The following is a 19,671-nucleotide window of genomic DNA, read 5'->3' on the forward strand; positions in this document are numbered from 1 at the left end:
CTTCTTTGGTGACTTTCTTCTGGCCCCGCAGAAGAAAGTTACCCGGCCGCCGGGACGGACCCCCGGCAATGCAGCGAGCACGCGCGCGCGCCGCAAAAGCAATCAAACAAGAAGTCGCACTCATTGATGCGCCCCCAACGACAACCCCAACAGCCGCTGCTGCAGCGACGAGTCCTCGATCAACTCGCGCATCAAACCGCAATGGACCACCCGCCCGTCATCCATGACGGCAACCGAATCCCCCAATTCAGCCGCCACCCGAAAGTTCTGCTCCACCAGCAACACCGTCGTCGCCGACGTCTTCTTCAGCTCCCGCAAAGCCGTGATGAGGTTGGCCACGATGGCCGGCGCCAGTCCCTTGCTGGGCTCGTCGATGACAAGCAGCTCACGCGGTTCGATCATGGCGCGGGCAATCGCCAGCATCTGCTTCTGCCCACCCGACAACTTGCCCGCCGGGTGCGTCCAGAAGGTCTTCAGCGCCGGGAACAACCCGAACAGCCAATCGAGCCGCGCAGCATCCAGATCCGCCAACCGCTTGGCCGAGCGCGCCGCCAGAAGCAGGTTCTCCGCCACGCTCAGCTCTCCGAAGATGCCCATCGTCTCCGGCACATAGGCAATGCCGCGCGACGCAATGTCGGGCGTGGCGAGCTTGGTGATGTCCTCGCCCTTGAAGCGCACCGAGCCGCTGCTCGCCGTCCACAGCCCCATCAAGGTCCGCAGCGTGCTCGTCTTGCCCGCGCCGTTGCGGCCTAACAGCATGGTCACCTGACCAGCCGGCACGGCGAGATCCACGCCGTGCAGGATGTGATACGCGCCGACATGCGTGTGAACGCCCTTCAACTCCAGGAGCGCACTCATGCCGCCACCCCGACTGGAATGCCCAGGTAAGCCTCTTGCACGATGGGCGAGGCGATGACGGTGGCCGGGTCGCCATCGGCCACCAGCTTGCCCTGGTGCAACACGATGATGCGGTCTGCCAATTCACGCACCACGTCCATCTTGTGCTCCACCAGCAGCAGCGTGTGCCGCTTCTCTGCCTTCAGCGCGCGGATCAGATCCAGCACCACCGGCACCTCGTCCACGCTCATGCCGGCCGTCGGTTCGTCGAAGAGATAGACCTTCGGGTCCAGCGCGATGAGCATCGCCACTTCCAGCTTGCGCTGGTCGCCATGCGGCAGGCTGGCGGCGAGGTCGTCGGCGCGCGAACCCAGCCGCACGCGCTCCAGGATGGCCCGCGCCTCGTCGATCAACTCCTTGTGCGACAGCCACACCGACAGCATCCTCAAGCCCTTGCCGTGGCGGGCCTGCACCGCCAGCCGCACGTTCTCCAGCACGGTCAGGTGCGCGAACAGCTGTGTCAGCTGAAATGCCCGCCCCAACCCTCGCCGCGTGCGCACCGGCGCCGGCAGTTGGGTCAGGTTCTCGCCATCCAGCCACACCTCGCCGCTGCTCGCGGGCAGCTGCCCCGAGATCAGGTTGAAGTAGGTCGTCTTGCCCGCGCCGTTGGGGCCGACGATGGCTGTCAGCGTACCGGGCTGAAAGGCGCACGACACGCCGTCGACGGCCACATGGCCACCGAAGCGGATCGTCAGGTTTTTGGTTTCAAGCATGAGGCTGTTTCAGCGCGGAAAGCCAAATCGAGGCGTAGCGAGCGGGTGCTGAACTAGGCGCGGGGGGCCCCATGAACCGGAACGTACTTCCGGTACGTGAGGATTCATGGGAGGACCCGCAACGACGTGCAGCGCCCGCGCAGTAGCCGAGCGATCAGCGCTTGTTGCGGATGGGGACCTGCATTTCCTCCGGCTTGATTTCCCTGACCAGCTCCGGCACACCCCACGGGAACGCCGGGTCCACCTTGATCCTGAAGTGATACATCGACTGCATCGCCTGGTGGTCTTCCGCGCGGAAGGTCATCTTGCCCTTGGGCGTCTCGAAGCTCATGCCCTCCATGGTCTTGATGAGCTTGTTGGTCGCCGTGTCGCCGCCGGTCTTCTTCAGCGCTTCCACCAGCGCAATCGCGGCGCTCATGCCGCCGGCCGTGAAGAAGTCGGGCGGCGCCTTGAACTGCTTGTAGTGGTTGGCCACCAACCACTCGTTGACCGGGTTCTTCGGGATGCCGAAGTAGTAATACGTGGCGCCCTCCATGCCCGGGAACTGCTTGTAGGCCGTCATGGCCGGCAGGATGTTGCCGCCCGTGCCCACGCCGATGCCATAGCGCTTTTGCAGGTCCAGCGCGGCCAGCGCGCCGAAGGGCGGCGTGGCGCCGGCCCAAACGACGGCAATCACCTTGGGACCGGGCTTGTCCTTCAATGCGTCCACCAGGCGCTGGATGCCGGCGGTGAAGTCGGTGGTCTGCGTGGGCAGGTATTCCTCGTGGACGATCTTGGCCTTCTTCAGCGACTCCTTGAACGCTTTCACGCCGTCGCGGCCGAAGGCGTAGTCCTGGGCGAGCACGCCGATGTTCAGACCGGCGACATCCGATGCCACCGCATTCGCCAGCGCGTCCTGGCTGGAACTTCGGCCCGTGCGGAAGATGTACTTGTTCCACTTCTCACCGGTGATGGAATCGGCCACGGCGGGCTCCACCAGCAGGATCTTCTTGTACTCCTCGGCCACCGGCAGCATGGCCAGCGCCACGCCGCTGGACGACGGCCCGACCGCGATGTCGGCCTTGTCGTCGCCATAGGCCGCGGCGAGCAGGCTCTTGCCCACGTCGGGCTTGCCCTGATCGTCCTTCTCGATGACGACGAGCTTCTTGCCCGCCACGGTCATCGTGCCGCCGGTGGCGTAGTCCAGGCCCATCATGAAGCCGATCTGCGTCTGCTTGCCGTAGGCCTCCAGCGGGCCGGTCTTGCTGTAGACGTGGGCGATGCGGATCTCGTTGCCGGCGGCCAGCGCGAGGCCGGGGAGGGCAACCGCCGCGAGGGTGGCTGCGGCGATGGCAAAGCGGCGCGTGGTGTGGCGCATGAGGCTTGTCTCCTGAAGTTCGTCTCTTGTCTGCTCTGTCGGCAGACGGTGTCTTCCCTTTTTGCAAGGGCCGTGCCCGGCGGGGAAGTGGGCGCTGGGGCGGTTTTCGTCGGGGTTGTCCCGAGGTTTTCAGCCGTTAGGACAGGTGAGAGTGTCTGAAATTCAGGCGTCGCCTGAAAGCTGGACTTCCAAGTCCGGCCAGCGCGCCAGCCTTTCGTACAGCGACGCCCGCGAGATTTGCAGCAGCCGCGCCGCAGCCATGCGATTGCCACCGGTCGCCTTGAGCGCGCGCGCAATGGCATCTCGCTCCAAGGCTTCAATCAGTTCAGGCAGCGGTGCGACTGCCTGTGCCGTCATTGCAGCCAACGCGGCGGGCTGCGGCGCCGGCGTCGCGGGCCTTGTCACGGCCGCGCCTGCCGCCCCACCTTGAAAACTCGCCGCCGTCAGCTGCATGTCGTCGCTCATCAGGCTGACCTGCTCCAGCGTGTTCCTCAGCTCGCGGATATTGCCGGGCCAGGGCTGCTGCATCAGCCATTCGATGGCGTCGGGGCTGAGCAGCTTCTGTGGCATGCCGCTGCGGCGGGCGATGTCTTCGCCGAGTGCTTCGGCCAGCGCCTCGATGTCGTCCAGCCGCTCGCGCAAGGCCGGCACGCGGATGGGCAGCACGTTGAGGCGGTAATACAGGTCGGCGCGAAACTGGCCGGCTGCCACCATCGCGGCCAGGTCGCGGCTGGTCGCTGCAATCACGCGCACGTCCACGCGCAGCACAGTGTTGCTCCCTAACGGCTCAACCTCCTGCTCCTGCAGCACCCGCAGCAGCTTCGATTGAAGCGCCAGCGGCATGTCGCCGATCTCGTCCAGGAACAGCGTGCCGCCGTCCGCCAGCTTGAACTTGCCGTCACGGCCCTTGCGGTCGGCGCCGGTGTAGGCGCCCGGCGCGACGCCGAAGAACTCCGCCTCCAGCAACGTCTCGGGCACGGCGGCGATGTTGACGCCGACCAGCGGCCGGTGCGCGCGGCGCGAGGCGGAGTGGATGGCGTGGGCCATCAGCTCCTTGCCGGTGCCGGTCTCGCCCAGCAACAACACGGTGGAGTCGGTCTGCGCCACGCGACGCGCCTGGCGCTTGACCTCCAGCGCCGCCGGGCTGGCGCCGATGAAGCTGGCAATCGTGTACTTGGGCCGGCGCTGCGCGGCGAGCTGGCGGCGCGTGTCTTCCAGCTCCGCCTGCAGCCGCGCGAACTTCTGGATCAGCGGCTGCATCGTCGTCTCGGGGTGGTCGAGCAACACGAGCCCGAGCGCACCGATGACTTCGCCAGCATCGTTGCGCAGTGGCAGGCGGCTGACGAGGAAGGTACCGGCCTTGTTTGTCAGCAGGTCTACCAGCACCGGCTTGCCGGTCTCCAGCACCTGCAGCATCTGCGTGTTGGGCACCACGTCTTCGACGCGCTTGCCGACGAACTCGTGCTCGTCGGTGAACCCGAGCGCCGGCAGGAAGCGCTTGTAGCCGTCGCTGATCCAGACGACGCGGTGGTTGCGGTCCACCACCATCATTCCCTCCGTCGAGCGCGCCAGCACGTCGAACATGGACTGCGCGGCCAGGCGCAGCAAGCCGTCGACATCCTGGGGGATGCCGGCAGGTGCCTGGATTTTGGACAGTGGCATGGCCGCGGCAATGTACCGCGCCGTCCTGCGGTCCGGCAGGCTCAGACAGTCGTCCAGGGGCTTCATCGAGACCGGAGCAACATCAGCAGTTGATAGAGCACAAGACCGATCGCCACGACAGCACCGCTCTGCATCGCGAAGATGACCATCGACATGCCCAGCCCCGGGTCGTCCGTGCCAGCGGCACAGCCGACATGGCCGCAGTGCCGAGCCTCGATGATCGCGCCGCCAATCTCGATCAGCAGCAGCCAGATCAGCACAGCGACCAAGGAGCGGAGCAGGAATCTTCGAAGCATGGCGAGCGCAATGTACCGCGCCCGCCATGCGTCCAGATCCACGCCGGACCCGCTCAGTTGAACCGTCAGAACTTGTACGTCCCGCCGATGGTGACCGTGCGCGGCGCGCCGTAATAGGCGTTCAGCACGCCCAGTCCGGCGATGTTGTAGCCATCGGTCTTGTAGGCCTTGTTGCCCAGGTTGGCGCCCTGCAGGAAGAAGCTCAACTTGGCGTCCTTTTCCCAGATCAGGCCGGCATTGACCAGCGTGTACGCCTCCTGCGCCAACGACTCCGACAGGTCGGTGGTCGGGTAGACCTTGGTGCGGTGGGTCACACCCAGGCGCGAACGCAGGATGCCGACGCCGAGCTTCGCCGCGTGCTCGATGTTCAGGCCGGCCTGGTACTTGGGCGTGTTGGTGAACTTCTTCTGATCGGCCACGTTGACGTTGCGGTCGATGTACTCGTCGTACTTCGCATCGAGGTAGGCCACATGGCCGCTGATGCGCCAGTCCGTGCTGGGCAACCACAGGAACTCGACCTCGCCGCCCTTGAGCGTGGCCTTGCCGGCGTTGGTGAAGTCGCCGAAGAAGCCGGGCGTGCCGTTGGGCAGGGTGTAGCTGGTGAACACCGAGAGCTGCACGTTCTTGTACTTGTTGTGGAAGAGCGCCGTGTTCAGCTCCAGCCGGCCGCCGTCGAGGACCATCTTGGCGCCGACCTCCAGAGAATCCAGCTTCTCGTCCTCGAAGGGCTTGCCCGACGACGGGAACGAAACGGTATTGGCGCGGATGTTGTAGCCACCGCTCTTGAAGCCGCGCGAGGCGGTCGTGTAGAGCTTGACGGCCTGGCTGGCGCGGTACTCGAGCGACAGGCGCGGCGAGGTGTTCTTTACCGCACGCGTCTGGTCGAAGTTGGCCGGCACGGCGATGGGCGCGCCGCTGAACTGGTCGTTGGCGAAGGCCTGGTTCAGCACGACGGCGCGCTTGCTTTCGTCCGTGTAGCGCAGCCCGGTGCTGATGGAGAACTGCGGGCCAAGGCGCCAGCTCCAATCCGCAAAGATCGCCTTGCCCTCGGTGTAGACAAGGCCGTTGGTGGTGCCGAAGCTGGCATTGAAGAAGTTGTTGCGCACCGTGCCGCCGGCGCGGCCGTCGAAGTAGTAGGCGCCGATGACGCCCGAGCTGTTGGCCCCCTCGTAGATGGCCTGCAGCTCGTGGCTTTGCGAGCTGTCGTGGTACTCGGCGCGCACGTCCGCAATCTTGTTGGGCAGTCCGTCGAAGTCGATGGACGTGTTGGTGTCAGACGCCCGGTGGGCCAGGATGTACTTCAGGCTCCAGTCGTTGCTGATGCCCCAGTTGAGCGTCAGCGACTCGCCTTCGCTGGTGGTGCGGTTGGCATTGGGCATGCCGCTGGCGATGTCGAAGCGGCTTGCCGTCGGCGGCGTCTTGGCGGGGTCGAAGGGGCTCACGTTCAGGCGCTGGAAGCCGCGCATGTGCGAGGCGTCCACGGTGCGGTCCACCGACACCTGGGCGTTGAAGGTCGAGCCGGTCGGGAACCAGCCGGCCGACAGGCGTCCGCTCGTCGTGTTCTGGTCGCTGACGGGGCTGCCGTCGGTCAGGTTCCTGCCGTAACCGCCACGGTTGAGGCTGGCCCCGGCCACGCGCAGGCGCAGCTGGCCATCGGCCAGCGCCGTGCCCACCCCGCCCTTGGCCGTGACCTGGCCGTAGCTGCCCATGGCCAGCGTCACCGCGCCCTCAGTCTTCTGCGGCAACGGCTTGGAGACGTACTTCACCGCGCCGCCCACCGTGTTCTTGCCGTACAGCGTGCCCTGGGGGCCGCGCAGGATTTCCACGCGCTGCACGTCGTAGACATCCAGCAGCGCGCCCTGCGGCCGGGCGATGTAGACGTCGTCGAAATAGATGCCCACACCAGGGTCCACGCCCCAGAGCGGGTCCGCCTGGCCCACGCCGCGGATGAAAGTCGTCAGCGTCGTGTTGCTGCCGCGCGCGGCGTAGATGGTCAGGTTGGGCACCTGGCCCTGAAGGTCGCCGAGGTCCTTGATGGCGAGCTTGTCGAGCTGATCTGCGGTCAGCGCCGTCACGGCCACCGGCACGTCCTGCAGCGACTCCTCCCGCTTGCGGGCCGTGATCTTGACGGTCTCCAGCGTGGCGGTGGTTTCGGCGGGCGCGGTCTGCGCGGCGGCCGGCAGCGCGATGCAGGTGCCAAGGCCGCAGAGGATGGCGAAATGCAGCGGCTGGATGCGGAAAAGCGCCGGTAGGCGTCGGGGCATGTCTTGTCTCCTGATAGGTCTTGTGGTGCCAGGTGACAAAGCGCAAAAGCCATGCCCGAGCCAACTTGGGGCAAACCCCGCGCAAACCCTTGCGGGTTGACCCGCGTTTTGGCCGTTTCAGGCGCGCGCACTGTCCGGATTCCAGCCGTTCACTCGCGGCCGGCCTGTCCAGTTCGCAGACAACAGCCCTGGGGGCTGCGGGGCTGTCGGGCCGCCGATATGCTGCGCCGCTTCGCTTCCCCACCCCCCGGAGACTCACGATGATCAAACGCCTGCTGCCCGCCGCCCTGGCCACTGCCCTTGCCCTGGCCTGTACGGCTCCGGCCTTTGCCGCAGGCCCGCAGCTCAAGGGCCAGGCGCCGGGCTGGTACCGACTGCAGCTGGGCGATTTCGAAATCACCGCCCTCTTCGACGGCACGCTGGACCTGCCCGTCGACAAGCTGCTGCAACAGCCCGCGCCCAACACGGTCAAGGCCCTGCAGCACGCCTACCTCGGCCTGCCTCTGGAGACCTCCGTCAACGCCTATCTGATCAACACCGGCAGCAAGATCGTGCTGGTGGACACGGGCGCCTCCGGCCTCTTCGGCCCGACGCTGGGCCGCATGCTGGCCAACCTGAAAGCGGCCGGCTACAGCCCGGAACAGGTCGACGAGATCGTCATCACCCATATGCACGGCGACCACATCGGCGGCACGGGCGCCGACGGCAAGGCCAACTTTCCGAACGCGACGCTGCGCGTGGACAAGCGCGATGCCGATTTCTGGCTGGCACCCGAGCAGGTTGCCAAGGGCGACGGTGCCAAGGCCATCGCCGCCAACGTCAAGGCCTATGCCGACGCGGGCCGCTTCAAGCCCTTCGAGGGCAGCGCTGCTGGCGTGGAGATCGTCCCCGGCGTCAAGGCTTTCCCGGCCTACGGCCACACGCCCGGCCACAGCAATTACGTGGCCGAAAGCAAGGGCCAGAAGATCGTCTTCTGGGGCGACCTGATGCACGTCGCTGCTGTGCAGTTCCCAGAGCCGGCGGTGACGATGAGCTTCGACTCCGATCCCAAGGCCGCCGCCCCCGCTCGCGAGAAGGCCTACGCCGCTGCGGCCAAGGACGGTTATTACGTCGCCGTGACCCACGTCAGCTTCCCCGGCATCGGCAAGCTGCGTGTGGACGGCAAGGGCTATGACTGGCTGCCGGTGAACTACTCCGCCAATCGTTGAGGCGGGCCCGCCGCGACAGGTTCAGTCGACCGCGCGCAGAAGCCGGCGGGAGAGCAGGGTGCGCAGGTCGCGGCGCGCATCGCAGACGATGTGGACGTAGATAACGTCCGTCATGACCTCGTAGATGATCCGGTTCATGCCCGAGATCAACTGGCGGTACTGCTCCAGGCCAAGGTCTGCCAATTCCTCGGGGACGGCGCCACCAAGGGGAAAGGTCTTGAGCGTGCCGAACGACGCCTTGAGCCTGGCCTTCGTGTCCAGCCAGGTCTCGACGCCGAACTTCTTCGCCACGTAACGGCGAATGATCTTGAGGTCTTCTTCTGCGCCAGCGAGGAAGACGACCCTCATGCCCCGTCGGCCGCGTCCAGATCGGCAAACACGTCGTCGGCATCGCGAAAGCGACCCTGCTCCATGTCTCGCTTGCCCAGGGCCAGCAGCTTGAGCAGCGCCATCGTCTCCTGTTGCCGTTCGTAGGAGTCCACGTCCATGACCACCAGCTTGGCCTCGCCGTTCTGAGTGATCAGCATCGGCTCGCCGGTCTCGGAAATGGTCTTGACGATTTCTGCCGCGTGGCTCTTGAGATGGCTGATGGGTTTGACCTGCGTGGAAAACTTCATGGCGGGCCTCCGCAAACGAGAGGACCGAATATAGACTGAATTCAGTCTTTCAGCTCGTTGGCGGCGTGCAGCCGGCGCAGCTCGGCCGGTGACGCGGCACCGCTGCAGAACAGCGCCATGCGCAACTCCTGCTCCTGCTGCGCCATCCAGTCGTCCAGCGCGGCGTCGCCCCACAGCGCGGCCTGGATGGCGGGCCTGGCGTAGCCGACGCGCTCGGCGCCCAGTGCGATCAGCTTGGCGGCGTCCAGCCCGGAGCGCACGCCACCGCTGGCCCAGGTTTCGATCTCGGGCACCAGCCGCTGCGCCGCACGGACCGAGGCGACCGTCGATTCGCCCCAGCCGGCAAAGGTGCTGGCCACCTGGGCCTGCAGGCTGTCCTGCGGCGCGCGGCCGCCTTCGATGCGGCCCCAATGCGTGCCACCCAGGCCGCCCACGTCCAGCGCGCCCAGGCCCAGCCCGGGCAGCTTGGCCAGCGTGCGCGCCGAGAAGCCGCAGCCGGTTTCCTTCAGCAGCACGGGCACATCCAGGCCCTCGCAGACGGCGCGCAGGGCCGCCAGGCCGCCGCGGAACTGCGGTGCGCCGGCCGGCTGCAGGCATTCCTGCAAGGCATTGAGATGCACGGCCAGCGCCTGGGCCTGGGCCGACTGCATCAGCCGGCGCAGCAGCGCCAGCGGCGTGGCCACCACCTGGCTCAGGCTGAGGCTGCCAATCAGCAGGAGTTCGGGCGCGGCGTCACGCAGGCGCTGCCACTGGCTCACGGCAGCGGCCAGGTCGCCCGGGCCGCCGGGCTGGCGGTGTTGCGAGCTCAGGCCCATGGCCCAGCCACGGCGGGCGCAGGCGCGGGCCAGACGGCGGTTCAGTTCGACGGCCTCCGGGTGGCCGGCGTTCAGGCCGACGACATGGAAGGGCGTGGCCGTGGGCTGGCCAAAGGCGCGGGCGTCCAGACGGATGTCCTCGAAGTCCAGCTCCGGCAGCGCGTCATGCGCCAGGTGCACGGCGTCCAGCCCCGACAGGCCCGTGGCCTCGTGCTCCGGCGCCAGCGTCTGGCGCAGCAGCTCATGCCAGCAGGGCTCGACGGCAGCCGGCTGCAGCGTGACGGGCGTCGCGGGGGTGAGGCGGTCGAGCGTCTGGGTGTCCATGGGGTTTCCTGCTGAAGCTGGGGGCGGCGCTGCGATGCGCCTGCCGAGACCGCCATGGTCTGCCGCGCAGGTTGCAAGCCGGCTTCACGGCGCCGGCCGTTTGTTTCAATGGTTTCAGCGGGGCTGTGGTGCCCTGTTCCTGAGCATGCGGGCGATGGTCACGAGGTTCACCGCCGCCACCACCACCTCCAGCGCCGTGCCGCCGATGGAGCCGGCGATGACGTTGTTGGCGATCCACAGCCCCGTGCCGCAGAGCATCAGCAGCCGCATGGGCACGCCGGTCAGCGTGAACAGGGCGATGGTGCCCAGGCAGGAGGCGGTCAGCGGCAGCCAGTCGCTGGGCTTCTCAGCCAGGCCCAAGCCAAAGCCGATGTTGGCCGACACCACCAGCACCGCCACCCACACCGAGCGCGTGTGCAGGGACAGCACCGAGCGCAGCATGGACAGCAGCGAACTCGCCACCGCCGTCGGGTTGCCCAGCAGCGCAAAGTGGATGACGTAGGCCAGACATTCGCCGGTCATGAACCACTTGAAGCGGCGGTCGTCGGTCTGCAGGAAGCAGGCGACGCCGAGCACGAAGGCGGCGTAGCCGAAGAGTTGAGCGGGGGAGAACCAGTCGGGCATCGCCCGGATTGTCCAGGCCCGCCCGGCTCAGGTGCCCATCAGCTCCCCGACCGGCTTGAGCTCGTCCACGCGGTCGCACACCGCCTTCACACTGGCCAGGATGGGCACGCCCAGCAACAACCCCCACAGGCCCCACAGCCAGCCGAAGGCCAGCACGCCGATGAACACGGTGACCGCGTTCATGCGGCTGCTGCGGCTGCTGAGCCAGGGCATCAACAGGTTGCCGGACAGCGTGTGCACGCCCAGTGAGATGCCGGCCACCAGCAGCACCATGTCGACGGCACCGAACTGGACGAAGCTCAACAGGCCCGAGCTGACTGTGAGCACCGTGGCGCCGACATAGGGGATGAAGTCCAGCACGAAGGCCGTGGCGCCCCAGACGGCGGCATGCTCCATGCCGACCAGCGAGAAGGCCAGCCAGATGGTCAGGCCCACCGCCGCGCTGGTGATCACCTGCACCACCAGATAGCGCTGCACCTGCGCGCCGATCTCGTCCAGCGTCTGGACTGTCAGTCGGCGCTTGGCGAAGGTCGGGCCGGCGAGGTGCACCAGCTTGCGCCGGAAATGGTTGCCGGACGCGAGCAGGAAGAAGGCGATGAACACCACCACGACCGCCTGGCCCAGCGAGGCCAGCAGGCCCAGCGTGCCGGTCCAGAGGTAGTCATGCAGGTTGAAGCGCGGGCGCTCGATGACCACGCGCGTGGCGCCGCGCGGGCCTGCCAAAGGTGGCCCACCGGCGTCGGCGGCCTGTTCCAGGTGCGTGGCCGCCTTCTGCACTTGCGCCAGCGCGCCAGTGCTGCCGGGGCGGTTGGCCGCCACGGCGGCGCGCACCTTGGCTGCGGCTACGGGCAGTGATTCCATGAGCTTGCTGGCGTCGTCAGCCAGCGAATAGACCGTCCATCCCATGCTGCCCACCAGACCCAGCAGCAGCAGCGCCGCAGCCAGTGCGCGCGGCAACCGCAGCCGCTCCAGGCGGTCAGTCAGCGGCGCGAGCGCGTGGCTCAGCATCACGCCCAGCAGCACCGGCACGATCACCGCGCTGGCCCAGTGCAGCGTGTACACCACGGCCAGAAGCGCCAGCACGGCAAGCGCGGTGCTGCGCACGGAGATCGGCATGTGCGGACGCAGCGGCTCACTGGTGGGCGGGCTGAGCAACGCCTCGGCAGGGGCGTCGGGCAAGGGATTGACAGGCGAGAGGTCCATGCACGAGCGTACCGCCGCGCTCGCATGGCCGGCTGTCAGCGCACGCCGACAGCGCACAGGTGCGGCGGCCGACAGACCACTGCCGCCAGGGTCTCGACGCTGCTGCCATGCGCCTCTTCCTCCGCCAGTTCTCACGCCAGATCGCCCGGCTGCTGCATGACCCCTGGGGCTTTGTGTGGCACACGCTGAAAGCCTTCCGCGCCAATCAGGGCCTGCTGCTGGCCGGCGCCGTGGCCTATTACGCGCTGCTGTCCATCGTGCCACTGCTGATCCTGAGCGTGATCGCCCTGTCGCACTGGGTGGACCAGGCGCAGCTGCTGGCGACGGTGGGCCGCTACCTGGAGTGGCTGATGCCGGGACAGTCCGCCGCCGTGGTGGCCGAGCTGGCGCGTTTTCTGGCCCACCGCGACGTGATGGGCTGGGTGCTGCTCGTCAGCATGCTGTTTTTCAGCTCATTGGCGTTCTCGGTGCTGGAGAGCGCCATGCAGGGCATCTTCCACCACCGCCGCAAGCTCAAGCCACGCCACGCGCTGATCTCGGCCCTCATCCCCTACCTCTACATCCTGTCCTTGAGCGTGGGCCTGCTGCTGGTGACGCTGGTGGCCGGCAGCTTCCAGGCGCTGGGGCAGCGCGAAGTGGAGTTCCTCGGCTACTCGTGGTCGCTGCACGGCGTGTCGGGCGTGATGCTCTACCTGCTCGGCTTTGCCGGCGAGGTCTTCGTGCTGGCGTCGGTCTACATGGTCATGCCGGGCGGGCGGCCGTCGCTGCCGCTGGCGCTGATCGGCGCGCTCGCGGCGGCGCTGCTGTGGGAGGTGTCGCGGCATGTGCTGGTCTGGTACTTCGGCACGCTGTCGCAGATCGGCACCGTCTATGGCTCGCTGACGACCGCCATTGCCGTGCTGCTGAGCCTGGAGATCGCGGCGACGCTGCTGCTCTTCGGCGCCCAGGTGATCGCGGAGTTCGAGCGCCTGGATGACGATTGACGCTGTTCGGAATTCAACAGTCCGCTGTTGAATTCGCAGCAGACTGTTGATCGATGAACAGCGAGCGGAAGCGACGCCATGACAGGATCGCCGACCCCGTTTTCATAGGAGAAACGGTCTCGTTTTAAGGCTCTTGCCACAGCCGGCACAGCGCTTGCGATGAGAGCACCTGACATGACAGGTCAGGCCCCGCTCGCATCCGATGAACTCCCTCGCCTTCGCTGACGCAGCACTGCACCACGGCCCCGCCGCCGTGCGGCTGTACAGCCGCATCCGCGAGGACATCCGCGCCCGCATCGTCAGCGGCGCCTGGCAGCCGCACGACCGCCTGCCGTCCGAGAGCGAGCTGATGGGCCTGTATGGCGTCAGCCGCATCACCGTGCGCCAGGCCTTGGGTGATCTGCAAAAGGAGCGCGTCATCTTCAAGGTGGCGGGCAAGGGCAGCTTCGTGTCTGCGCCCAAGCCCTTCCAGGAGCTGGGCCGCCTGCAGGGCTTTGCGGAGGCCATGGGCGCGCTGGGCCACGACACCTACAACCGCCTGCTGGCCGTGGCCACGGTGCCCGCAACCGAGGAAGTCGCCCAGCGCCTGCAGCTCAGCGCGGGCGACCCGGTCACCGAGATCCACCGCGTGCGCCACGTCGGCGCGCAGCCTGTGTCGCTGGACCTGACCTGGCTGCCGCTCGCACTCGGCCAGCGCGTCGCCCGCGAGGACCTGGCCGTGCGCGACATCTTCGGGATCCTCGAAGCCGACTGCGCCGCGCCGCTCGGCCATGCCGACCTGGTCATGGACGCCCGGCTGGCCAGCGGCGAACAGGCCGCGCTGCTGGGCGTCGAGCCCGGCGCGCCGCTGCTGCACATCGAACGCCTCACCCACGGCCGCGACGGCCGGCCGCTCGACTACGAGCACCTGTACTGCCGCGCCGACAACTTCCAGTACCGGCTGCGCCTGCAACGCAGCCCCACCCCACTCGCCTGACATGAACCTCATAGAAACCGAAGTCGACGTCCTCGTCATCGGCGGCGGCACCGCCGGCCCGATGGCAGCCGTCAAGGCCAAGCAGGCCAACCCCGCGCTTCGCGTGCTGCTGCTGGAGAAGGCCAACGTCAAGCGCAGCGGCGCCATCAGCATGGGCATGGACGGCCTCAACAACGCCGTGCTGCCCGGCCACGCCACGCCCGAGCAATACGTGCGCGAGATCACCGTCGCCAATGACGGCATCGTCAACCAGAAGGCCGTCATGGCCTACGCGGCCAACAGCCACGCGATGGTCGAGGAGCTGGACCGCTGGGGCGTCAAGTTCGAGAAGGACGAGACCGGCGACTACGCCGTCAAGAAGGTCCACCACATGGGCAGTTATGTGCTGCCGATGCCGGAAGGCCACGACATCAAGAAGGTGCTCTACCGCCAGCTCAAGCGCACGCGGGTCGAGATCACCAACCGCCTGGTCGCCACGCGGCTCTTGACGCACGAGGGCCGCATTGCCGGCGCGATGGCCTTCGACTGCCGCACGGCCGACTTCCACGTCATCCGCGCCAAGTCCGTCGTGCTCTCCTGCGGCGCCGCCGGGCGGCTGGGCCTGCCGGCCAGCGGCTATCTGTTCGGCACCTACGAGAACCCCACCAACGCGGGCGACGGCTACAGCATGGCGTATCACGCGGGGGCGGAGCTGTCCGGCATCGAGTGCTTCCAGATCAACCCGCTGATCAAGGACTACAACGGCCCCGCCTGCGCCTACGTGACCGGGCCCTTCGGCGGCTACACGACCAACGCCCAGGGCCAGCGCTTCATCGAATGCGACTACTGGTCGGGACAGATGATGTGGGAGTTCTACCGTGAGCTGCAGGGCGGCAACGGCCCGGTGTTCCTGAAGCTGGACCACCTCGCCGAAGAAACGATCCAGGAGATCGAGACCATCCTGCACACCAACGAGCGGCCCAGCCGCGGGCGCTTCCACGCCGGGCGCGGGACGGACTACCGAGAGCGCATGGTCGAGATGCACATCTCCGAGATCGGCCTGTGCAGCGGCCACTCGGCCTCGGGCGTGTGGGTGAACAAGCACGCGCAGACGACGGTGGCCGGGCTGCATGCCGCCGGCGACATGGCCAGCGTGCCGCACAACTACATGCTGGGCGCCTTCGTCTACGGCAAGCTGGCCGGCGAGAGCAGCGCGGCCTTCTGCGCGGCGAACGACTTTGCGCCGGTCGACGCAGGCCAGGTCGAGACCGAGCGCGCCCGCGTGCAAGCGCCCCTGCTGAGGCAAAACGGCCTGCCGCCCAGCCAGGTCGAATTCAAGCTGCGCCGCATGGTCAACGACTACCTGCAGCCGCCCAAGGTCACGAAGAAGATGGAGATCGGCCTGGAGCGCTTCGAGGGCATCCGCGAGGACCTGGGCCAGCTGCAGGCCCGGGACCCGCACGAGCTGATGCGGGCGATGGAAGTGCACTTCATCCGCGACTGCGCGGAGATGGCTGCACGGGCATCGCTGTTCCGAACGGAGAGCCGCTGGGGTCTGTATCACGCACGGGTCGACTACCCGGAGCGCAACGACGCGGACTGGTTCGTCCACGCCCAACTCCACAAGGGCGCCGATGGCCGCATGGCCTGCTTCAAGCGTGCCATCGAGCCCTACATCGTCCCCATCGCCGCGACCGAGAGCGCGGCCTACCAGCGGCTGCGTATCCCTGCCAATTCGCCCGCCGAACCCGTGCCCGCCTGAAGGATCAGCCCATGACCACCGCCATGACCACCCCCATCCGCCCGCAGGCGCTGACGCCCAGCCAGGTGCCCGTCACCGTCGACGCCGACAAGTGCATCGCCCACAAGGGCTGCACCGTCTGCGTGGACGTCTGCCCGCTCGACGTGCTGGCCATTGACCTCAGCAAGGGCACGGCCTACATGAAGTTCGACGAGTGCTGGTACTGCATGCCCTGCGAGAAGGACTGCCCCACCGGTGCGGTCCACGTCGAAATTCCCTACCTCCTCCGTTGAACTGACATGATGAAGCTGACTCTCCTCGCCCTGTCTCTCGCGCTGGCTGCCGGCGCCCATGCCGAGACCATTCGCGTGGCCATCGGCACGCAGGACACGACGATCAACTGCGCCACCGGCGGCCTCTTGATCCGCGAACTCAAGCTGCTGGAGAAGTACCTGCCCAAGGACGGCAGATACAAGGGTGTCACCTACGACATCCAGTGGAAGAACTTCACCTCCGGCGCGCCACTGACCAACGAGATGGTCGCCGACAAGCTGGACATCGGCTCCATGGCCGACTTTCCCGGCTCCAACAATGGCGCGGCCTTCCTGAAGGCCGGCAAGCAGAGCGTGTTCCTGACCGTGCTCTCGGGAAGCACGCTGGGCAGCGGCAACGGCATCGTGGTCCCGAAGCAGTCGACGCTCACGTCGCTGTCCGAGTTGAAGGGCCGCACGATCTCCGTGCCCTTCGCGTCTACCGCCCACGGCATGCTGCTGCGGGCCATCGCCTCGCAGGGCTGGGACCCGCAGAAGGACGTCAACATCATCACGCAGGCGCCCGAGGTGGCGGGCCCCGCGCTGCAGGCCAACAAGATCGAGGCGCATGCCGACTTCGTGCCCTTTGCGGAGCTGTTCGAGCACCGCGGCATTGCACGCAAGATCTATGACGGCGCGCAGGCGAATGCGCCCACGTATCACGGCTCGCTGGTGGCGGGCGACTACGCGAAGAAGTACCCGGAGATCGTTGTCGCCTTCCTGCGCGCTGCCTTGGAAGCGGACCGGCTGATTGCCGCGGAGCCGGAGAAGTACAGCGAGCTGATTGAGAAGATCACCGGCATCGAGGCCGCGGTGAACTACCTCTACCACGGGCCTCTCGGCCTGCAGACGCGCGACAACACGTGGAAGCCGGAGTACCGCAAGGCGCTGGCGACGTCCATCGAGACGCTGAAGCTGATGGGGCGTGAGTCGCCGTTGAAGGCGGAGACCTTCGTGGACGACCAGTACATCCGCGCAGCGTTCAAGGCCTCGGGGTTGGACTACGAGACCAGGTTGAAGAACTACGACAAGCTGGGGTTGAAGGCATCCGATGCCGTGACAGGCAAGCCGATTGTCGATTTCCAGCGCGTGGCTGGGATCTGGTTGGTGGGCGAGCCGAAGGTGCGGCATTACGCGTCGATTGAAGGAGCGTTGGCGGACCTGCGCAAGCTCGAAGGCGAGGGCAAAAAGGCGCGTGGCGTCTACGTGCATGACCTCGTGCATCGCATCAAGCTGCTGGCGGCCAACGCGTCGTTCGTGGTCGATGGCAAGGGGCAGTTGAGTGCGTTCTTGCAGAAGGATGCGGCTGATGCTTATGCGGCGGCGGTAAAGGGCAAGGCGGTGGACTTTGCTGGCGCGCAGGCTGTCGCCAAGGCGCGTTGAGGTTGCTGTGATGAAGAGTGGCTTTGTGCACAGGCCCAGCCGGGATTTCGTCCCGGCGGCCGACCTACTTTTTGCGCCGCCAAAAAGTAGGCAAAAAGCTCTCCCCTGCGAAACCGCCCGGCATAGCCGGGTCCCCTGCGATGCTCGAAACCCGGGGCCGCACCCAACTCACTTCGCTACGCTGCGTTCAAACAAAGGGGTGCGAAGTCAGTTGTTGATGCGCGCTGCGCGCGCGCCCCGGGCTTCTGCGCTTCTCGGCGGTTTAGAAGGGGAGGCCCCAGAGACCGAACAGCCAACAGCCAAACCTGAAAGCCGTTCGCCGCGAGGTATTCCTCTTACCCCCTTTAGCACCGCCGAGCAGCGCAAGGCCTTGAGGGCGTGCGCGCAGCGCACTTCAAAAACTGACTCCGCGCGGTTGTCTGACCGCAGCGTAGCGAAGGGAGTTCCGCGCGGGCCCTCAAGGACTGAGCAGCGCAGGGCACCCGAAGCGCAGCGAAGGGCGGGGCGGTCGGGGGGAGCTCTTTGCCTACTTTCTGGCGGCCCAGAAAGTAGGTCGCCCGCCGGGGCGAAATCCCGGCACCACTCTCACGCGTCAACCCAGAGTTGGAGCACCACCCAATGAGCGCCGTCCTCCCCGCCACCGCTGCGCCACGTCGCGAGACCCGGCCGGCCAAGCGCCTGCCGCTCGCCAGGTTGTCTGTACAACTACTCTCGCTAGCAGCCTGCCTGCTCCTCTGGCAACTCGCCTGCACCTGGCGCCTGCACCTCGGCTTCATCACCTTCGCCAACACCCCAGCCCCCGCCGAAGTCCTCGAAGCCGCCATCCAGCTCGCCCAGTCCCCCAAGCTCTGGCCTCACCTGTCCAGCAGCCTCCTCCGCGTCGGCACCGGCTTCAGCCTCGCGGCAGCAATCGGAGTCACCCTCGGCCTGCTGATCGGCCGCCTCCCACTGGCCAACAAGCTGCTGCTGCCACCGCTGGAGGTGCTGCGCCCCATCCCCGCCGTCGCGTGGATCCCGCTGTCCATCCTGATGTTTCCCTCGTCCGAGGGCAGCATGATCTACATCACCTTCGTCGGCGCCCTCTTCCCCATCCTGCTCAACACCATCCACGGTGTCGAAGCCGTCGAAGTGCGCCTCATTGCTTCGGCAAGAGGTCTCGGCACAAAAGGCTGGCGCCTCTTCACCGAGGTCATCGCGCCGGGCGCCGCGCCCAGCATCGTCACCGGCCTGTCCATCGGCATGGGCACCTGCTGGTTCTGCCTCGTCACCGCCGAAATGATCGCCGGCCAGTACGGCATCGGCTACTACACGTGGGAGAGCTATACCGTGCAGGCCTATCCCAACATCGTCGTCGGCATGCTCGTCATCGGCGCGTTAGGCATGGGCAGCAGTGCGCTCATCAACTGGGCCGGCGCGCGGCTGATGCCCTGGCACAGGACACAAGGAGGCAGGCGATGAATGAAACAACGGAGGAAGGCGGACGCATCCACGTCGAGCACCTGTCCATAGCGCTGGGCGAAGGCCCGTCGCGCTTCGAGGTGCTGCACGACCTCTCGGTCACGATTGCACCCGGCGAGTTTGTCTGCCTGCTCGGCCCCTCGGGCTGCGGCAAGTCGACGCTGCTGGGCGCCCTGGCGGGCCATCTATCCCCATCGCACGGCCGTGTCAGCCTGGACGGCGAGGCCATCACCGGCCCCGACCCGGACCGCGGCCTGGTCTTTCAGCAGCACACGCTGTTCCCGTGGAAGACCGTCGCCGACAACGTCGGCTACGGCCTGAAGATGAAGGGCGTGCCGCGCACCGAGCGCGAGCAGCGCGCGCACGAGCTGCTGCAGCTCGTCGGCCTGGCGGGCTTCGAGCAGCGCTATCCGCGCGAGCTGTCGGGCGGCATGCAGCAGCGTGTGGAGATCGCCCGCGTCCTCATCAACCATCCGCGCGTGCTGCTGATGGACGAGCCCTTCGGCGCGCTGGATGCGCTCACCCGCAGCCGCATGCAGGAGATGCTGCTGGCGCTGTGGACGCGCATGCGGACCACCGTCGTCTTCGTCACCCACGACATCGACGAAGCCCTTTTTCTTGCCGACCGCGTGCTCGTCATCGGCCCCCGCCCGGGCCGCATCGTCGAGGAACTCAAGCTGGACTTCCCCCGCCCGCGCAACGCTGCGCTGCTGACCGAGCCGGCCTTCGTGCAGCTCAAGCGCCGCTGCCTGGGCCTGCTGCGGGAAGACGGCCACGCGCCACCGCTGGAGCGGCTGTCTCCCCTCGGCCCACCGCCGCCCAGCGATGACAAACGCAAATGGCGTTTCGCCAACTGATGC

The 19,671-nt window shown here is 67.0% G+C and carries 19 protein-coding genes; 8 read left to right on the forward strand and 11 right to left on the reverse strand.

Annotated features, from left to right (window positions below):
* Positions 1-120 precede the first annotated feature (120 nt).
* From AC0IZJ_RS27725 to AC0IZJ_RS27750, 6 genes are all read right to left on the reverse strand, one after another.
* Positions 121-858 carry an ABC transporter ATP-binding protein gene (locus AC0IZJ_RS27725; RefSeq protein ID WP_471855422.1) on the reverse strand — a complete coding sequence of 246 codons (738 nt, stop codon included), beginning with the start codon at positions 856-858 and terminating at the stop codon, positions 121-123.
* Complete coding sequence (locus AC0IZJ_RS27730) at positions 855-1,610, reverse strand: ABC transporter ATP-binding protein (protein WP_471855424.1); 756 nt, start codon at positions 1,608-1,610, stop codon at positions 855-857. The genes AC0IZJ_RS27725 and AC0IZJ_RS27730 overlap by 4 nt, the downstream gene beginning before the upstream one ends.
* A gap of 154 nt (positions 1,611-1,764) precedes the next feature.
* Positions 1,765-2,967, reverse strand: a complete 1,203-nt coding sequence (locus AC0IZJ_RS27735; RefSeq protein ID WP_471855426.1) for a substrate-binding domain-containing protein — start codon at positions 2,965-2,967, stop codon at positions 1,765-1,767.
* Positions 2,968-3,129: 162 nt separating this feature from the next.
* Positions 3,130-4,629 (reverse strand): sigma-54 interaction domain-containing protein, encoded by a 1,500-nt coding sequence (locus AC0IZJ_RS27740; RefSeq protein ID WP_471855428.1) that lies wholly within the window; start codon positions 4,627-4,629, stop codon positions 3,130-3,132.
* Positions 4,630-4,691: 62 nt separating this feature from the next.
* The gene (locus tag AC0IZJ_RS27745; protein WP_471855430.1) at positions 4,692-4,967 is read right to left on the reverse strand and encodes a hypothetical protein; all 276 of its coding nucleotides are present in this window, start codon (positions 4,965-4,967) and stop codon (positions 4,692-4,694) included.
* Between the two features lie 23 nt (positions 4,968-4,990).
* The gene (locus AC0IZJ_RS27750) at positions 4,991-7,189 is read right to left on the reverse strand and encodes a TonB-dependent receptor (RefSeq protein ID WP_471855432.1); all 2,199 of its coding nucleotides are present in this window, start codon (positions 7,187-7,189) and stop codon (positions 4,991-4,993) included.
* A 260-nt stretch (positions 7,190-7,449) separates the two neighbouring features.
* On the opposite strand from AC0IZJ_RS27750, the gene AC0IZJ_RS27755 reads away from it, so the two are divergent.
* Positions 7,450-8,397 carry an MBL fold metallo-hydrolase gene (locus tag AC0IZJ_RS27755; protein WP_471855434.1) on the forward strand — a complete coding sequence of 316 codons (948 nt, stop codon included), beginning with the start codon at positions 7,450-7,452 and terminating at the stop codon, positions 8,395-8,397.
* 21 nt (positions 8,398-8,418) lie between these two features.
* Here AC0IZJ_RS27755 and AC0IZJ_RS27760 read toward each other — a convergent pair whose 3' ends face one another.
* The 5 genes from AC0IZJ_RS27760 to AC0IZJ_RS27780 all read right to left on the reverse strand — a co-directional run bounded on the left by AC0IZJ_RS27760 (position 8,419) and on the right by AC0IZJ_RS27780 (position 11,980).
* Positions 8,419-8,745 (reverse strand): type II toxin-antitoxin system RelE/ParE family toxin, encoded by a 327-nt coding sequence (locus AC0IZJ_RS27760; RefSeq protein ID WP_471855435.1) that lies wholly within the window; start codon positions 8,743-8,745, stop codon positions 8,419-8,421.
* Entirely contained in the window at positions 8,742-9,014 is a 273-nt protein-coding gene (locus AC0IZJ_RS27765) for a type II toxin-antitoxin system Phd/YefM family antitoxin (RefSeq protein ID WP_457418091.1), read from the reverse strand. The genes AC0IZJ_RS27760 and AC0IZJ_RS27765 overlap by 4 nt, the downstream gene beginning before the upstream one ends.
* Positions 9,015-9,055: 41 nt before the next feature.
* The gene (locus tag AC0IZJ_RS27770; RefSeq protein WP_471855437.1) at positions 9,056-10,153 is read right to left on the reverse strand and encodes an alpha-hydroxy-acid oxidizing protein; all 1,098 of its coding nucleotides are present in this window, start codon (positions 10,151-10,153) and stop codon (positions 9,056-9,058) included.
* A gap of 114 nt (positions 10,154-10,267) precedes the next feature.
* Positions 10,268-10,777, reverse strand: coding sequence for a YgjV family protein (locus tag AC0IZJ_RS27775; protein WP_471855438.1), 510 nt, complete (start codon positions 10,775-10,777; stop codon positions 10,268-10,270).
* Between the two features lie 27 nt (positions 10,778-10,804).
* Positions 10,805-11,980, reverse strand: a complete 1,176-nt coding sequence (locus tag AC0IZJ_RS27780) for an AI-2E family transporter (RefSeq protein ID WP_471855440.1) — start codon at positions 11,978-11,980, stop codon at positions 10,805-10,807.
* A 107-nt stretch (positions 11,981-12,087) separates the two neighbouring features.
* Between AC0IZJ_RS27780 and AC0IZJ_RS27785 the strand changes: the two genes are divergently transcribed.
* The 7 genes from AC0IZJ_RS27785 to AC0IZJ_RS27815 all read left to right on the forward strand — a co-directional run bounded on the left by AC0IZJ_RS27785 (position 12,088) and on the right by AC0IZJ_RS27815 (position 19,668).
* Positions 12,088-12,963, forward strand: a complete 876-nt coding sequence (locus tag AC0IZJ_RS27785) for a YihY/virulence factor BrkB family protein (RefSeq protein ID WP_471855442.1) — start codon at positions 12,088-12,090, stop codon at positions 12,961-12,963.
* Positions 12,964-13,165: 202 nt separating this feature from the next.
* The gene (locus AC0IZJ_RS27790) at positions 13,166-13,939 is read left to right on the forward strand and encodes a GntR family transcriptional regulator (RefSeq protein WP_471855444.1); all 774 of its coding nucleotides are present in this window, start codon (positions 13,166-13,168) and stop codon (positions 13,937-13,939) included.
* 1 nt (position 13,940) lies between these two features.
* Positions 13,941-15,680 carry a fumarate reductase/succinate dehydrogenase flavoprotein subunit gene (locus AC0IZJ_RS27795; protein ID WP_471855446.1) on the forward strand — a complete coding sequence of 580 codons (1,740 nt, stop codon included), beginning with the start codon at positions 13,941-13,943 and terminating at the stop codon, positions 15,678-15,680.
* Positions 15,681-15,691: 11 nt separating this feature from the next.
* Positions 15,692-15,952, forward strand: coding sequence for a 4Fe-4S dicluster domain-containing protein (locus AC0IZJ_RS27800; protein ID WP_458232201.1), 261 nt, complete (start codon positions 15,692-15,694; stop codon positions 15,950-15,952).
* 6 nt (positions 15,953-15,958) lie between these two features.
* Positions 15,959-17,353 carry an ABC transporter substrate-binding protein gene (locus tag AC0IZJ_RS27805; protein WP_471855448.1) on the forward strand — a complete coding sequence of 465 codons (1,395 nt, stop codon included), beginning with the start codon at positions 15,959-15,961 and terminating at the stop codon, positions 17,351-17,353.
* Positions 17,354-17,971: 618 nt separating this feature from the next.
* Positions 17,972-18,811 carry an ABC transporter permease gene (locus tag AC0IZJ_RS27810; protein ID WP_471855450.1) on the forward strand — a complete coding sequence of 280 codons (840 nt, stop codon included), beginning with the start codon at positions 17,972-17,974 and terminating at the stop codon, positions 18,809-18,811.
* The gene (locus AC0IZJ_RS27815) at positions 18,808-19,668 is read left to right on the forward strand and encodes an ABC transporter ATP-binding protein (RefSeq protein WP_471855451.1); all 861 of its coding nucleotides are present in this window, start codon (positions 18,808-18,810) and stop codon (positions 19,666-19,668) included. Before AC0IZJ_RS27810 ends, AC0IZJ_RS27815 begins: the two co-directional genes overlap by 4 nt.
* Positions 19,669-19,671 lie beyond the last annotated feature (3 nt).

Source organism: Roseateles sp. AC306 (assembly GCF_979253795.1).

Bases quoted from the DNA above. Each gene is read 5' to 3' on its own strand.
- AC0IZJ_RS27725 (WP_471855422.1), bottom strand. From the start codon at position 858: ATGAGTGCGCTCCTGGAGTTGAAGGGCGTTCACACGCATGTCGGCGCG.
- AC0IZJ_RS27730 (WP_471855424.1), bottom strand. From the start codon at position 1,610: ATGCTTGAAACCAAAAACCTGACGATCCGCTTCGGTGGCCATGTGGCC.
- AC0IZJ_RS27735 (WP_471855426.1), bottom strand. From the start codon at position 2,967: ATGCGCCACACCACGCGCCGCTTTGCCATCGCCGCAGCCACCCTCGCG.
- AC0IZJ_RS27740 (WP_471855428.1), bottom strand. From the start codon at position 4,629: ATGCCACTGTCCAAAATCCAGGCACCTGCCGGCATCCCCCAGGATGTC.
- AC0IZJ_RS27750 (WP_471855432.1), bottom strand. From the start codon at position 7,189: ATGCCCCGACGCCTACCGGCGCTTTTCCGCATCCAGCCGCTGCATTTC.
- AC0IZJ_RS27755 (WP_471855434.1), top strand. From the start codon at position 7,450: ATGATCAAACGCCTGCTGCCCGCCGCCCTGGCCACTGCCCTTGCCCTG.
- AC0IZJ_RS27760 (WP_471855435.1), bottom strand. From the start codon at position 8,745: ATGAGGGTCGTCTTCCTCGCTGGCGCAGAAGAAGACCTCAAGATCATT.
- AC0IZJ_RS27765 (WP_457418091.1), bottom strand. From the start codon at position 9,014: ATGAAGTTTTCCACGCAGGTCAAACCCATCAGCCATCTCAAGAGCCAC.
- AC0IZJ_RS27770 (WP_471855437.1), bottom strand. From the start codon at position 10,153: ATGGACACCCAGACGCTCGACCGCCTCACCCCCGCGACGCCCGTCACG.
- AC0IZJ_RS27775 (WP_471855438.1), bottom strand. From the start codon at position 10,777: ATGCCCGACTGGTTCTCCCCCGCTCAACTCTTCGGCTACGCCGCCTTC.
- AC0IZJ_RS27780 (WP_471855440.1), bottom strand. From the start codon at position 11,980: ATGGACCTCTCGCCTGTCAATCCCTTGCCCGACGCCCCTGCCGAGGCG.
- AC0IZJ_RS27785 (WP_471855442.1), top strand. From the start codon at position 12,088: ATGCGCCTCTTCCTCCGCCAGTTCTCACGCCAGATCGCCCGGCTGCTG.
- AC0IZJ_RS27790 (WP_471855444.1), top strand. From the start codon at position 13,166: ATGAACTCCCTCGCCTTCGCTGACGCAGCACTGCACCACGGCCCCGCC.
- AC0IZJ_RS27795 (WP_471855446.1), top strand. From the start codon at position 13,941: ATGAACCTCATAGAAACCGAAGTCGACGTCCTCGTCATCGGCGGCGGC.
- AC0IZJ_RS27800 (WP_458232201.1), top strand. From the start codon at position 15,692: ATGACCACCGCCATGACCACCCCCATCCGCCCGCAGGCGCTGACGCCC.
- AC0IZJ_RS27805 (WP_471855448.1), top strand. From the start codon at position 15,959: ATGATGAAGCTGACTCTCCTCGCCCTGTCTCTCGCGCTGGCTGCCGGC.
- AC0IZJ_RS27810 (WP_471855450.1), top strand. From the start codon at position 17,972: ATGAGCGCCGTCCTCCCCGCCACCGCTGCGCCACGTCGCGAGACCCGG.
- AC0IZJ_RS27815 (WP_471855451.1), top strand. From the start codon at position 18,808: ATGAATGAAACAACGGAGGAAGGCGGACGCATCCACGTCGAGCACCTG.